The organism is Pseudazoarcus sp. NS36 (assembly GCF_059703705.1).
Window position 1 is genome coordinate 86733 of the sequence record NZ_BAAKJA010000003.1, and the last position, 14885, is coordinate 101617.

Annotated in this window: 11 protein-coding genes; 6 read left to right on the forward strand and 5 right to left on the reverse strand. The window is 65.4% G+C overall.

Annotated elements, in window-relative coordinates; translation table 11 throughout:
- The first annotated feature begins 71 nt into the window (after positions 1–71).
- The 6 genes from AC6H0R_RS05665 to AC6H0R_RS05690 all read left to right on the forward strand — a co-directional run bounded on the left by AC6H0R_RS05665 (position 72) and on the right by AC6H0R_RS05690 (position 6988).
- Complete coding sequence (locus tag AC6H0R_RS05665; RefSeq protein WP_497580371.1) at positions 72–2207, forward strand: putative bifunctional diguanylate cyclase/phosphodiesterase; 2136 nt, start codon at positions 72–74, stop codon at positions 2205–2207.
- 61 nt (positions 2208–2268) lie between these two features.
- Complete coding sequence (locus AC6H0R_RS05670) at positions 2269–3585, forward strand: AmpG family muropeptide MFS transporter (protein ID WP_497580372.1); 1317 nt, start codon at positions 2269–2271, stop codon at positions 3583–3585.
- Positions 3582–4313, forward strand: coding sequence for a uracil-DNA glycosylase family protein (locus tag AC6H0R_RS05675; RefSeq protein WP_497580373.1), 732 nt, complete (start codon positions 3582–3584; stop codon positions 4311–4313). The genes AC6H0R_RS05670 and AC6H0R_RS05675 overlap by 4 nt, the downstream gene beginning before the upstream one ends.
- Positions 4314–4365: 52 nt before the next feature.
- Positions 4366–5046: a carbonate dehydratase gene (gene can / locus AC6H0R_RS05680; RefSeq protein WP_497580374.1), complete on the forward strand. Its 681-nt coding sequence runs from the start codon at positions 4366–4368 to the stop codon at positions 5044–5046.
- On the forward strand, positions 5046–5954 hold the full coding sequence (locus AC6H0R_RS05685; protein WP_497580375.1) for an ROK family protein: 909 nt from the start codon (positions 5046–5048) through the stop codon (positions 5952–5954). Before can ends, AC6H0R_RS05685 begins: the two co-directional genes overlap by 1 nt.
- Positions 5951–6988: a GGDEF domain-containing protein gene (locus AC6H0R_RS05690; protein ID WP_497580376.1), complete on the forward strand. Its 1038-nt coding sequence runs from the start codon at positions 5951–5953 to the stop codon at positions 6986–6988. Before AC6H0R_RS05685 ends, AC6H0R_RS05690 begins: the two co-directional genes overlap by 4 nt.
- Position 6989: 1 nt before the next feature.
- On the opposite strand, the gene AC6H0R_RS05695 is transcribed toward AC6H0R_RS05690, so the two are convergent.
- The 5 genes from AC6H0R_RS05695 to AC6H0R_RS05715 all read right to left on the reverse strand — a co-directional run bounded on the left by AC6H0R_RS05695 (position 6990) and on the right by AC6H0R_RS05715 (position 14880).
- The gene (locus AC6H0R_RS05695) at positions 6990–9173 is read right to left on the reverse strand and encodes a primosomal protein N' (RefSeq protein WP_497580377.1); all 2184 of its coding nucleotides are present in this window, start codon (positions 9171–9173) and stop codon (positions 6990–6992) included.
- A gap of 344 nt (positions 9174–9517) precedes the next feature.
- Positions 9518–10588: a uroporphyrinogen decarboxylase gene (gene hemE, locus AC6H0R_RS05700; RefSeq protein ID WP_497580378.1), complete on the reverse strand. Its 1071-nt coding sequence runs from the start codon at positions 10586–10588 to the stop codon at positions 9518–9520.
- Between the two features lie 107 nt (positions 10589–10695).
- Complete coding sequence (locus tag AC6H0R_RS05705; protein ID WP_497580379.1) at positions 10696–12153, reverse strand: TrkH family potassium uptake protein; 1458 nt, start codon at positions 12151–12153, stop codon at positions 10696–10698.
- Between the two features lies 1 nt (position 12154).
- A complete protein-coding gene (gene trkA / locus AC6H0R_RS05710; RefSeq protein ID WP_497580380.1) occupies positions 12155–13555 on the reverse strand; it encodes a Trk system potassium transporter TrkA in 1401 nt (466 codons plus the stop codon).
- An 80-nt stretch (positions 13556–13635) separates the two neighbouring features.
- On the reverse strand, positions 13636–14880 hold the full coding sequence (locus tag AC6H0R_RS05715; protein WP_497580381.1) for a sigma-54-dependent transcriptional regulator: 1245 nt from the start codon (positions 14878–14880) through the stop codon (positions 13636–13638).
- Positions 14881–14885 lie beyond the last annotated feature (5 nt).

The window sequence follows — 14885 nt, forward strand, 5'->3', positions numbered from 1 at the left end:
GCGATGGGCACGGCACGCCGCAACAGCACCCACGCGCGGGGCCTTGACCGGCCTCCAACCAGGAGCAGTACATGCACCGAGACCCGGCCGGTCCCGACCACGCACCCGCAGACGGCGCTCAGCCATCTGTCACGGCTGCACAGGTCGTTGCCCGGCACCTGTGTCAGCCCCAGGCGGCGGTCACCCTCGGTCGCTGGACGCACGACCTGCGCAGTGGCGAGCTGTGCTGGTCCGAAGCCTTCCGCAGCCTGATGCACATTCCGCCCGACGAGCCGCCCAGCTTCGAAGGCTTCATCGAGCGTATCCACGCCGACTGCCGCTCCGGCGTGCTCCGGGTGCTGCAGCAGTTGTGCGAGGTCGGCGGCAGCGCCAGCTTCAGTTTCCGCGTACCACGGGCCACCGAAATCGCGTGCTTCGAGGCCCACCTCGTCGTCGACCTGGATGATCTCGACCGCCCGACGCTGGCCCACGGCAGCCTGCGCGACGTCACCGAACGCAACAACAGCGACGACGCGCTGCGCCGCCGCAGCGTCTATCTCAACGCCATCCTTGATCAGTTGCCGCAGGCGATCAGCGTGTTCGACGCGCAGCTGCGCCTGCAGTGCTGGAACGCACGTTACGCCGAGGTGATCGGCGTGCCGCGCGACATGCTGCACGCCGAAGCATGCTTCGAGGAGATCTACCGCATTCCGGCCGAACGTGGCGATTTCGGCCCTGGCGACCCCGCCGAGCTGGTCGAGCAGCGCAAGCAGCTGGCGCTCAACTTCGAGCCGCTGTTGTTCGAGCGCACCCGCTCCGACGGGCGCACCCTGCTGATTGCGCGCGAGCCGCTGTACATCGATGGCCGCGTGGCCGGGCTGGTCACCACCTATACCGACATCTCGGAGCGCAAGCGCATCGAGGCCGAGGTCCGCCATCTGGCGCACCATGACGTGCTGACCGGGCTGGCCAACCGCAGCCTGCTCGACGGCCGGCTGCAGCAGGCCATTGCCGACTCGCGCCGCTGCGGCCAGCATCTGGCGGTGCTGTTCATCGACCTGGACCGTTTCAAGAACATCAACGATTCGCTCGGCCACCACGTCGGCGACGAGCTGCTGGTGCAGGTGGCCGAACGCCTGCGCGCCGAAGTGCGCGAATCCGACACCGTGGCGCGGCTGGGTGGCGACGAGTTCGTCATCGCGCTGCAGGGCGTGGGCGGAGCAAGCGACGCAGCACGCATCACCGAAGGCCTTCTTGAGACCCTCTCGAAGCCCTACCAAGTGGCCGGCACCGAGCTGCACGCCACGCCGTCCATCGGCATCAGCCTGTTTCCGGACGACGCCCAGGACGCCAACACCCTGCTGCGCAACGCCGACACCGCGATGTACCACGCCAAGGCGGTCGGCCGCGCCAACTACCAGTTCTTCACCGACGGGCTCAACCACAGCACCACGGTGCGCCTGGAGCTGGAAAACAACCTGCGCCGCGCCATCGGCCGCAAGGAATTCGAGCTGTGGTATCAGCCGCTGCACGACGCGCGCGGCGCCACGCTGAACGGCTTCGAGGCGCTGGTCCGCTGGCGCCGCGAGGACAATCTGCTGGTGATGCCGGACAGCTTCATCCCGGTGGCCGAAGATACCGGCATGATCGTCGAGCTTGGCGAGTGGGTGCTGCGCGAAGCCTGCCGGCAGGCGCGTCTGTGGTCAGGGCTGGGCGCCGCGCGCCCGCGCATTTCGGTCAACCTGTCGGCACGTCAGCTGCGCGACGCGCACTTTGCCGACACGGTCGCCGACATCCTCGCCGAAACGGGGCTGGAACCGTCGATGCTCGAACTCGAGATCACCGAGAGTTCGGTCATGGACAAGCCCGACGAGGCCGTCGCACTGCTGCGCCGGCTCAAGGCGCTGGGCGTCGGCATCGCCATCGACGACTTCGGCACCGGTTATTCCTCGCTGTCCTACCTGAAGATGTTCCCGCTCGACCGACTCAAGATCGACGGCTCCTTCGTGTGCGACATCGACAACGACCCGAATGATTCGGCCATCGTCTCGGCCGCGGTCTCGCTGGCGCACAACCTCGGCCTGCCGGTGGTTGCCGAGGGCGTGGAGACCGCCGCCCAGGCCCAGCACCTGGTACGCCTGGGCTGCGACGAGCTGCAGGGCTACCACTTCAGCCGTCCGATGCCGGCCCAGCAGGCCGATTCCATGCTGCGCGCGCTGCAGGTCTGAACCAGCCTCCCAAGCATCTGCAATAATCGGGGCCTTGCTCCCGACCCCCGACGGATTCCGCGTGCCCGAAACCGAACGCCCGAGCTGGCAACAAGCCCTGCTCAACCGCCGCATGCTGGTGTGCATCTTCACCGGCTTCAGTTCCGGCCTGCCGCTGTTCCTGCTGTTTTCCTTGCTGCCCGCCTGGCTCAAGACCGAGGGCCTGAGCCTGAAGGTGATCGGTGCCTTCGCGCTGATCCAGTTTCCCTACACCTGGAAGTTCCTGTGGGCGCCGCTGCTCGACCGCTACGGCATCCTGCCGTGGCTGGGCCGACGCCGCAGCTGGATGCTGGTGTCGCAGATCGGGCTGCTGGCCGCGATCGCCTCACTCGGCCAACTTTCACCGGCGGACAACCTGCAACTGGTGGTGATCCTGACGGTAGTGCTGGCGTTCCTGTCCGCCACCCAGGACATCGCGTTGGATGCCTTCCGGCGAGAAATCCTGCCCGATGCCGAGCTGGGCATCGGCAACGCCATGCACGTCAATGCCTATCGCATCGCGGGCTTCGTGCCAGGGTCGCTGTCACTGATCCTGGCCGACCACCTGCCGTGGTCGCAGGTCTTCCTGATCACGGCGCTGTTCATGGTGCCGGGCCTGCTGATGACGCTGTCGGTAAAGGAACCGCTGGCTTCGGTGCAGGCGCCGCGCTCGCTGCGTGCTGCGGTGGTCGAACCCTTTCAGGAGTTCTTCGGCCGACACGGCGTGAAGTCTGCGCTGCTGGTGCTGCTGTTCATCTTTCTCTACAAGGTCGGCGATTCGCTGGCCTCTGCGCTGGCCACACCGTTCTACCTCGACATGGGCTTCACCCTGTCGGAAATCGGCGTGGTCGCCAAGAATGCCGGGCTGTGGCCGATGATCATCGGCGTGCTGCTGGGCGGGCTGTGGATGCTCAAGCTCGGCATCAACCGGGCCTTGTGGGTGTTCGGCGTGGCGCAAGTGGTATCCACTGCCGGCTTCGTATGGCTGGCCTGGATCGGCCCGGGCGATTCCGACGCCGCTCGGCTGGCCGCACTGGCAGTGGTGATCTCGTTCGAAGCGCTGGGTGCCGGCCTCGGCACCGCAGCCTTCGTAGCGTTCATCTCGCGCACCACCAACCCGGCCTATACGGCCACCCAGTTCGCGTTGTTCACCAGCCTGATGGCCGTGCCACGAACCTTCATCAACGCCACCTCGGGCTGGCTGGTCGAGAACATGGGCTGGATGGATTTCTTCGCGCTGTGCGTGATCATCGCCATCCCGGGCATGTTGCTGCTGATCAAGGTAGCCCCATGGAACGGCGAACAGCAAGCCATCGACGACATGCCATCACGACGCAGCGAGAAACAAGCCACGCCATGACCACTTCCGATACCGCCGACGCGGCCATTGCCGCCGCCAGAACGCTGTCCGACACGCTGGCACCGATGCGTTTCGCGCCGCCGGTGAGCCACGTCTACGACCCGCTGACCTACGCGTGGGCGGTACATGAGGCCTATCTCGAACGCTTCGCCGCCGCACCCAAACGCGTGGTCTTCCTCGGCATGAACCCAGGCCCCTTCGGAATGGCGCAGACCGGCGTGCCGTTCGGCGAAATCGAGACGGTGCGCGACTGGCTGGGCCTGTCCGGCGAGATCACGAAGCCGCCGGTCGAGAATCCCAAACGCCCGGTGGAAGGTTTTGCGTGCGCCCGATCCGAGGTTTCCGGCCGCCGCCTGTGGGGCCTGTTCCGCGAACGCTTCGGCACGGCTGAGGCCTTTGCGCAGGATCACTTCGTCGCCAACTACTGCCCACTGGCCTTCTTCGACGGCGGCCGCAACCTCACGCCGGACAAGCTGCCCGCGGCCGAATCGGGGCCGCTGATGGCAGCCTGCGACGCGCACCTGCGCGCGCTGATCGACGCACTCCAGCCAGAGTGGGTGGTGGGCGTCGGTGCGTGGGCCGAGCAGCGGGCCGCGCAGGCGCTGGCCGGACGGAACTTACGCATCGGTCGGGTACTCCACCCCAGCCCGGCCAGCCCGGCCGCCAACCGCGGCTGGTCCCCTGCGGCCAGCCGCCAGCTCGTCGAACTCGGCATCTGGACCGCTTGAACACCACCCGGCACGGTAAAATCCGGACCGAACGCATTACAGGCAGACCACCGTGAACGAAATCCAGCATCTGTTCGACAGCAACCGTGCCTGGGCGGCCCGCCGCCTGCAGGAAGACCCCGACTTCTTTTCGCGCCTGGCGCGCCAGCAGTCGCCCGAGTATCTGTGGATCGGCTGTTCCGACAGCCGCGTGCCGGCCAACCAGATCGTCGATCTGGATCCGGGCGAGGTCTTCGTACATCGCAACGTCGCCAACGTGGTCGGGCACACCGATCTGAACGTGCTGTCGGTCGTGCAGTTCGCGGTCGATGTGCTCAAGGTCAAGCACATCCTGATCGTCGGCCACTACGGCTGCGGTGGCGTTGCCGCCGCGCTGCACAACCGCAGCATGGGCCTGATCGATAACTGGCTGCGCAATGTGCAGGACGTGCGCGACCGCAACATCATCCTGCTCGACTCTTTGGGCGCCGACCGCGACCGCCAGAACCGCCTGTGCGAACTCAACGTGATGCAGCAGGTGGTCAACGTCAGTCAGACCACGGTGCTGCGCGAAGCCTGGGCGCGTGACCAGAAGGTCACCGTGCATGGCTGGTGCTATTCGCTGGAAGACGGGCTGATCCGCGATCTGGGCATGAGTGCGCGCAGCGCCGACGAGGCCTACCGCAATTTTCATGACACCAGCCGGCGCATGCTGGGCAGCAAGACCACCCTGGCCGACCGACAGGGCGGCTGATGCGCATCGGGGTCGATCTGGGTGGCAGCAAGATCGAGCTCGTCGCACTCGACGATGCCGGCCACGCGCTTCATCGTGAACGCGTGGCTACTCCGGCCGGCGACTACGCCGCCACACTCGACACCATTGTTCAGCTGGTGGCGCGTTGCGAAGCTGCCATCGGCGCGCGCGCGACCGTCGGCATCGGCACGCCCGGCTCGCTGTCCCCTGCCAGTGGTCTGATCCGCAACGCCAACTCCACCTGTCTCAACGGTCACGCGCTCGACCGCGATCTGGCACGGCTGCTGGACCGTGAGCTGCGGGTAGCCAATGACGCCAACTGTTTTGCAGTGTCGGAGGCCACCGATGGCGCGGGCGCCGGCGCGACCTGCGTGTTCGGCGTGATCCTGGGTACCGGCGTGGGCGGCGGAGTAGTGATCAATGGCCGCCTGCTGCACGGCGCCAACGGCATTGCCGGCGAATGGGGCCACACCCCGCTGCCGCTGCCCGGCGCCGACGATCTACCGTTACCGCCGTGCTATTGCGGGCGAACCGGCTGCATCGAGACCTATCTTTCCGGCCCGGCAATGGCCACCGAACACGCCCGGCGCACCGGCCTGTCGCTGGATGCCCGCGAAATCGCGGCGGACGCCGAACGTGGCGGGCAGTGCAGCGAGGCCACGATGGAACGCTTCGAGCGCCGACTGGCACGCGCGCTGGCCGGCATCATCAACGTCATCGACCCCGACGTCATCGTGCTCGGCGGCGGCCTGTCCCACCTCGATCGGCTGTACCGCAACGTGCCACGCATCTGGAGGGAATACGTGTTCTCCGACGTCGTGAGCACCCGACTGACCCCGGCCCTGCACGGCGACGCCTCCGGCGTACGCGGCGCGGCCTGGCTGTGGCCGGCCGAGGCCGGGTCATGAGTCGCGCCTGCACGCCTCCGGGCGAAGCCGAACGCCTTGCCGCGCTGCACGCCTACGGCATCCTGGACACGCCACCCGATGCCAGCTTTGACGCACTGACGCGCATTGCCGCGCACATCTGCGAGACACCGATCGCCGTCATCAACTTCATCGACCGTGATCGCCAGTGGTTCAAGTCCGAGATCGGGCTGGGTGTTCGGGAAACACCGCTCGACATCTCGATCTGTGCGCACGCCATTTTGCAGCCCGGCCTGTTCGTGGTGCCCGACACCACGCAGGACGCGCGCTTTGCCGACAATCCGCTGGTGACCGGCGAACCGCATCTGCGCTTCTATGCAGGCGCCCTGCTGGAGAGCGAAGACGGGCATCCGCTGGGCACCTTGTGCGTGCTCGACCAGCATCCGCGCACGCTCAGCCCGGAGCAAGGCGAGATCCTACAGGCACTGGCCGGTCAGGTCATGCTGTTGTTGCAACTCTACCGCCAGAACCAGAAGCAGGCCGAAATGTTGGCCAGGATCGATGCTGCCCGGCGCGAGATGGCGCACCTTGCCGCCACCGATGCGCTGACCGGGCTGGCCAACCGGCGCGCCTTCGGCGAACGCCTGTCGCAGGAGATCGCACGCATCGGACGTGGCAAGGGGCCAAGCTGCCTGATCATGGCCGACCTCGACCACTTCAAGCGCATCAACGACCAGCATGGTCACCAGACCGGTGACCATGCGCTGACAGTGTTTGCGAGCACCTGTTTGAGCGTCTTCCGCGAGGTCGACGTGATCGGGCGCTGGGGTGGCGAGGAGTTCGCCATACTGCTGCCGGACACGCTGGTGGATGACGCACTGCGCGTGGCCGAACGCCTGCACGCTAGCCTGTCGCGCGCACCGATTACCGGCAACGGCAGCGCCTTCCATCTGTCGGTCAGCCTCGGCGTCGTCGAGCTCGATGGCAGGCGCAGCATGGATGAAGTCATCCGTCTGGCCGATGAAGCGTTGTACGCGGCCAAGAGCGCGGGACGCAACCGCAGCGAAACCCGCTGACTCAGACCTCCAGCGGGTCGATGTCGATCTGCCAGCGCAGGGTTCGCGGCGCACGTTGCGCGCGCAGGTAGTCCAGCCACACCGCCACGAAACCCTGCAACAGACCCCGCTGATCCGCCTCCACCAGCAGTTGCGCACGCTCGCGCCGCGCCAGCCGCGTCATGCGCATCGGCACGGCATCAAACACGCGCAGCCCATCGGGCGCCAGTTCGAGCGCCCGCTCGCGTGCTTCGGTCAGAAAGGTCAGCGCAGCTTCGAGCTCAGGCGCATCGGCGCGCAGCATCACCTGATGGCTGAAGGGCGGGAAGCCGGCCATGTGGCGCTCGTCGAGCTCTCTCGCAGCAAAACCGTCAAAGTCATGGCGGGCCAAATGGCGATACAAGGGGTGCTCGGGAAACTCGGTCTGGATCAGCACCTCGCCGGCCAGATGGGCGCGACCGGCACGACCACCCACCTGCATCAACTGCTGGAACAGGCGCTCCGGCGCGCGGAAATCGGCTGCATGCAGCGAAGAGTCCGCGCCAACCACCCCGACCAGCGTGAGCTGCGGGAAGTCGTGGCCCTTGGCCATCATCTGCGTGCCCACCAGGATGTCCGCCTCGCCGCCCGCGATACGCGCGAGCAAGCTCTCCCATTGCGGCCGCGTGCGTGCCGCGTCACGGTCCAGACGCAGCACACGCGCCTGCGGAAACATCGCGGTGAGGCGCTCTTCGATACGCTGCGTGCCGCGGCCGAAAGGCTGGATGTCCTGGTTGCCGCAACTCGGGCAGGCGGCGGGGATCGGCGCTTCGGTGCCGCAGTGGTGGCAGCGCATGCGCCGGTCGGCCAGGTGCACGACAAGTTTGGCCGAGCAATGCGGGCAACCGCTGACCCAGCCGCATGAAGTGCACGACAGCACCGGCGCATAGCCTCGCCGGTTGAGGAATACGAGACTCTGCTCACCGCGTTCCAGACGCTGGCCGATGGCCTCACGCAGGGCCGGGCTGATGCCTTCGTCGAGGCGGATATGGCGGGTGTCGACGCAGCGCACCTTCGGCATGCCCGCGGACACCGCACGCGCATCCAGCCGCAAGGGCTTGTAGCGCCCCTGCCGCGCGTGCTGCCAGGTTTCGAGCGACGGCGTGGCCGAACCCAGCACGATGGGCACCCCCCGGTCGTGCGCGCGCCACACCGCCACGTCGCGCGCGGAATAGCGCACGCCTTCCTGCTGCTTGTAGGAGGCGTCGTGCTCTTCGTCGAGCAGGATCAGACCCAGCCGGGGCAGCGGCGTGAAGACCGACAAGCGGGTACCGAGCACGATATCGGCGCGCCCCTCCATGGCCTGGACGAATCCGCGCGAGCGTGCACCGGCGGCCTGGCCTGAATGCAGGCTGACCACGTTGGCAAACGGGAAACGTGAGGCGACGCGCGTCTCGAGCTGCGGCGTCAGTGCGATCTCGGGCACCAGCATCAGAACCTGCCGGCCAGCCTCCAGCGTACGCTGGGCCAGCTGCAGATAGACCTCGGTCTTGCCGCTGCCGGTCACACCCTGCAGCAGCCAGCACCCGAAATCGTCGAGCCGCGCCGCAACCGCGTCGATGGCTGCCTGCTGGTCTGCGGTCGGAACCGGGGCCGGCCCGGTCGTGTGCGGCGGCTGGTCGGCCTCCACGATCTCGATCCAGCCACGACGCATGGCATCGGCCAGCGCTCCGGCCAGCGGGTGCTCACGCGCAACGCTGCGGCGCTGTGCTCCCGCGTCGCACAGGGCCGCCACCAGTTGGCGAGCGCGACTGTCACGTCCAGCTTCCAGCGCAGTGCGTCCGGCAGCAGACACCGCCACAAAGGGATCGGCGGCCGCGGAATCGACGGCATCGGAACGACGCAATCCGGGCGGCAACGCCAGCGCGATCACCTCGCCCAACGGTTCGTGATAGTAGCGGGCAACAAAGCCGACCAGCGCCAGCCAGTCCGGTGGCAGCGGCGGCAACTCGCGCAATACGCGAGAGACGGCCTTCAGACGGGAAGAATCGATGTCCTGCAGCGGCACAACATCGACAATGACGCCGTTCTTTTCAGCCGCGCCGAAGGGAACACGCACACAGCATCCGATATCTTCTATGGATATCTTTTCACACGAATAATCAAACAGTTGCGGTAGCGGAACTGCAATCGCAACGCGGGCGACAAGCTGTTCCGGATGGCTCATTTATACAGATAATCCTTTTTAAACAGTTGCTTGCACGCGGAAGCTGATCACGATGATTGAAAGTTCCGCTAAGACCTTGCTCTTCAACCCTTAGGCGGGTTGTCCACAATATCTGTGGATAACTTTGTGAAAAAGCTGGGCGAAACTGCGTGAACCCGCCGGAACGACGGGACTCCAGTCACATTGCCTTAACAATGCGCAACAAAAACTTCTTTTAAAATCAATGAACTAAAATAAATGCTTGGCTGGCAACATTTTTTCTTCACGGAGTTGCAGCCCAACACCGTGGCGTGTGCATAAGTCAAGCCTGAATTTGGCTTTTTTCGGTTTCCGAAACCCGGAAATCAGCTGCCGGATCTCAAGCTTCGGCTGTGGGTATGCACGGTTTCCACGAGCGCATCCACCGACTCCGGCGGGGTGAACTGCGAGATACCGTGACCGAGGTTGAAGACGTGACCAGGGTGCGGCCCGAAGGCGTCGAGCACGCGGCGTGCCTCGGTCGCGACCACCTCGGGCGGGGCGAACAGCACGTTGGGATCGAGGTTGCCCTGCAGGGCAACCCGGTCGCCCACTAGCTTGCGGGCGCGGCCGATGTCCATGGTCCAGTCGAGGCCCACCGCATCACACCCGATGTCGGCAATGCTCTCCAGCCACAGCCCGCCACCCTTGGTGAACACGATGCTGGGCACGCGCTGGCCGTCGCGCTCACGCGTGAGGCCGGCCACCACGCGGCGCAGATAGGCCAGCGAAAACTCCTGATAAGCCGCCTCGGACATCACACCGCCCCAGGAATCGAACACCATCACGGCCTGCGCACCGGCTTCGATCTGGGCGTTGAGATAAGCCACCACGGCGTCGGCGGTGACCGACAGGATGTGGTGCATCAGATCCGGCCGGCTGTAGACCATGGTCTTGATCTTGCGGTAGTCGGAAGAACCCTGGCCCTCGACCATATAGCACGCCAGCGTCCACGGGCTGCCGGAGAAGCCGATCAGCGGCACGGAACCGTCGAGCGCGCGGCGGATCTCGGACACCGCATCCATGACGTAGCGCAGCTCGATGTTGGGGTCGGGCGCGGTGAGGTTGCGGATCTCCCATTCCTCGCGCAACGGACGCTCGAAGCGCGGGCCCTCGCCCTCGGCGAAGTACAGACCAAGGCCCATGGCGTCGGGCACGGTGAGGATGTCGGAGAACAGGATGGCGGCGTCGAGGTCGTAACGCGCCAGCGGCTGCAGTGTGACTTCACAGGCCAGATCCTTGTTCTTGCACAAGTCAAGGAAGCTGCCGGCACGCGCACGCGTCTCACGGTATTCCGGCAAGTAGCGACCGGCCTGACGCATCAGCCAAAGAGGGGTGTAGTCGGTAGGCTGGCGCAGCAGGGCGCGCAGAAAGGTGTCGTTCTTGAGACGGCTCACGGGATCAGTCCTGTGGGGCCGCGCAGCGCGCGGCCGGAATCGGTCGTAAAGGACCGATTATCCCGGTTTTCGGCGCCGCTGCCGACCCTCACGCCACCAAGCAGGGCTCAGCGACGCCAGAACACCGGCGTGAGCACCACCAGCAAGGTGAGCAGTTCAAGACGACCGAGAATCATCGCAAAGGACAGCACCCACATCTGGAGTTCGCTGAGACCGGCGTAGTTGGTCGCCGGACCGACCAGCGCCAGACCCGGACCCGTGTTGTTGATGCAGGCCACGACCGCCGAGAACCCGGTCACCAGATCCGCGCCGAGTGCGGTCATCACTAGCGTCAGCGTGACGATGGAGACCATGTACAGGAAGCTGAAGGCCAGCACCGCATGCAGGATGTTCTCGGACACGCGCTGGTGGCCCAGGCGCACCGGATAGACGGCGTTGGGATGCAATGAGCGCACGATCTCCCGGTAGGCCTGCTTGTACAGGATGATGGCGCGCATCATCTTGATGCCACCGCCGGTCGAGCCCGAACACGCGATGAAGCTGCCCAGGAACAGCAACCACAGCTGCAGGAAGCCCGGCCACATGGTGTAGTCGTGCGTGACCAGGCCGAGCGAAGTCGAGATCGACACCACGTGGAAGGCAACCTGCCGCACGGTGGTCGCAAGGTCGGCCGTGCTGTCGAAGTACATCAGGTAGCCGGTCATCATCACGACGCTGGCAGCCAGCACCATGAAGTAGAACGGAATCTCGGGGTCGTGCAGGTAGGGCCGCGGCGAGCGGCGGACCAGCGCGAGATAGTGCGTGGCGTAGTTGAGACCGGCGAGCAGCGCGAAACCGATCACGACGAGTTCGATCGGCAGGCTCTGGAAGTGGCCGATGGAGTCGTCCTTGCTCGAAAAGCCCCCCAGCCCGGCTACCGTGAAGGCGTGAATGACCGCATCCCACGGCTCCATGCCGACGGCCCACAGGCTGATGCCGCAGGCCACGGTGAGCAGCATGTAGGTCAGCCACAGGCCCTTGGCGGTTTCCGTGATGCGCGGAGTGAGCGAAGACTCCTTCATCGGGGTCGGCACTTCGGCCTTGAACAGCTGCCGGCCGCCGATGCCGAGCAGCGGCAGGATCGCCACCACCAGCACGATGACACCCATGCCGCCGATCCAGTGCATGAAGGTGCGCCACAGGTTGATCGCCACCGGCAGGTCATCAATGCGGTAAAGAATGGTGGCGCCGGTAGCGGTGAGCCCCGAAACGGCCTCGAAGAAGGCCTTGCTCACCCCGAGCTCGGGCATGAACCCATACAGCGGCATGGCCCCGAAGATCGGCAATACCAGCCAGGTCAGCACCACCAGCAGGAAACCGTCGCTGGGACGCAGGTCGCGCTTCTTGCCGCGTGTCATGAACCAGATCACGGCGCCGATGACGAAGGTCACCAGCATGGCCCGGTCGAAGGCTGAGCTCGCGTCATCACCGTGCAGGTGCGAAATGCTCAGCGGTACGGCCATCAGCAGGCCGAAGATCATGATGATCAGGCCGAGAGCGTTGAAGACGGGAAAGAAACTCCGCATGTCAGAGGAAGGTGAATCCGACCTGGAACAACTTTTCGACCTGACGCACGAGCTTCTTGTGCGTGCAGAACACGATGACGTGGTCGTCCTGGGCGATCACGGTGTCGTGGTGCGGCATGATCACCTCACGCCGGATCACACGCTCATCACGGATCTCGTTGCGCACGATGGCGCCGATGGTGACCCCGCGTGGCAGCGGGATGTCTTCGATGGCCTTGCCGACGACTTTGGACTCGGAGGGCGTACCGTGCGCGACGATCTCCAGCGCTTCGGCTGCGCCCCGGCGCAGGCTGTGCACCGCCACCACGTCGCCACGCCGTACGTGCGCGAGCAGTGTGCCGATGGAAATCTGCGCCGGCGAAATGGCGATGTCGATCGGGCCGCCCTGCACCAGATCGACGTAGCTCTTGCGGTTGATCAGTGCCAGCGTGCGGCGTGCGCCCATGCGCTTGGCGAGCGAGGCGGACATGATGTTGTCCTCCTCGTCATTGGTCAGCGCCACGAACAGGTCGATCTCGTCTATACCTTCGTTCTCGAGCAGCTTCTCGTCCGTCGAGTCGCCGCGCAGCACCAGCGTGCGGTCGAGATTGATGGCCAGCATCTCGGTGCGGCGCTTGCTCACGTCGAGCAGCTTGACGTTGTAGTCCTGCTCGATCGAGCGAGCCAGGCGGAAGCCGATGTTGCCGCCGCCGGCGATCATGATGCGGCGCATCGGATGGTCGCTGCGGCGTAGCTCGCGCATGACCTGGCGGATGTGCACACTGGCAGCCAGACAGAACACTTCGTCGCCCGGCACGATGATGGTGTCGCCCTCGGGGATCAGGGCTTCGCCGTTGCGATAGATCGCGGCGATGCGCACTTCGATGTTGGGCAGGTGGTAGCGCAGCGCCTTGAGCGGATGGCCGACCAGCGGGCCGCCCTCGAAGGCACGCACGCCGATCAGGCTCAGGGTGCCGTCCGCAAACTCGAGCACCTGCAGCGCTTCCGGGAAGGAGATCAGGCGCTTGATGTAGTCCGTGACGATCTGCTCGGGGCAGATCGAGAAGTCGACAGCGAAATTTTCGCTCGACAGCAGTTCCGGGTAATCAACGAACTCGCCGGAGCGCAGCCGCGCGATGCGGGTAGGCAGGTTGAACAGTGTGCGCGCCACCTTGCAGGCGCACAGGTTGCTCTCGTCGGACTGGGTCACCGCGATGAGCAGGTCGGCATCGTCGGCGCCGGCATCACTCAGGACGGAAGGCGACGCACCATTGCCGCACACGGTGCGCACCTCGAAGCGGTCGCGCAGGGTATCGAGCAATTCTGCGTTCGAATCGACGAGCGTAATGTCGTTGGCTTCTGAAACCAGATTCTCGGCAACAGAAGTGCCGACCTGACCCGCACCCAGGATGATGATTTTCACTTCCGGACTACCCTCGTTCCGAAAGCGCGCATTGTACGCCCGCGCTGCGGCTCATGGTGCAGCGCGCAAACCGGCGCTTTTCAGCTCTCGGCACTCTTGCGGCCCGGCTGCAGGCCGAGTTGCTTGAGTTTGCGATACAGGTGGGTTCGCTCCAGGCCGCACTTCTCGGCAATCCGCGTCATGTTGTTGCCTTCCGAGCGCAGATAGTGCTCGAAGTACAGCCGCTCGAAGGCTTCCCTGGCCTCACGCAGCGGCTGGTCGAAGGAGATTGCGTGCACGTTGTCGGCCGGCGCAGGCAACACACGCCGCACGTCGGCAAGACTGATTTCTTCTTCCAACGTGCCCAGTGCCAAGGACTTCACGGCGGCCCGCAATTCTCCGAAACCGCCTGCCCAGGGCTGCGTGCGCAGGGCGTTGAGGGCAGCGGTCGAAAACCCCCGGCGGGGGACCTCGCCACCTTCGACCAGATGTACCAGCAGCTGGGAGGCCACTTCAGGCACATCGTCCTGTACGTCGGAGAGCGTCGGCGGTACGAGGCTGACTTCGAACAGACGCGACACCAGACGCTCTTCCCACCCTTCGGCAATCAGCGCTTCCGGGCCGGACTCGGCCACCATCACCACGTGCAGGTTGAAACGGTCGAGCCGCTCCAGTGCGAAGGCGAGGTTCTTCTGCTGAGTGCGCGTCAGTTTGCCGGGCTCGCCCACGAAGACCACGCCGCCGCTGCAGTTTTGCAGCTGGGTCAGGTCGATGGGATGGCTGACGGTGGCGAAATCCAGCCACGGCGAACCATTGGGCTTGAGGCTTCGAGCCGCAAGCTCTGCAAGACTGCCGGGACCGGCACGCAGCGCCAGTACGCGGGACTTTTCGGCGATCTGCTGCAGCCGCTTGCGCAGCTCGCGCAGCGGCGCCGAGCGCGGGAAGGCCGCGAGGGTCAGCGGCGCAGGCTGGCCGGTTGCACTGGGACGCTGCAGGCCGCGTTTGACGGCGGTAAGCAGCTTCTGCAGCGCAATGGGCTTCTCAAGGTAGTCGATGGCACCGATTCGCGTCGCCTCGACGGCAGTATCAATGGTGCCGTGACCGGACATCATCACCACCGGCATGGTCAGCTGACCATTGGCGGCCCACTCCTTGAGCAGGGTGATGCCGTCGGTGTCAGGCATCCAGATGTCGAGCAGCACCAGCTCAGGCCGCTTGGCATTGCGCGCGGCCCGCGCTGCGCCGGCATTCTCGGCCAGCACGACGTCGTGACCTTCGTCGCTGAGGATTTCAGAGAGGAGCTCGCGTATGCCGACTTCATCGTCGACGATAAGAATGTTCGCCATCGTTG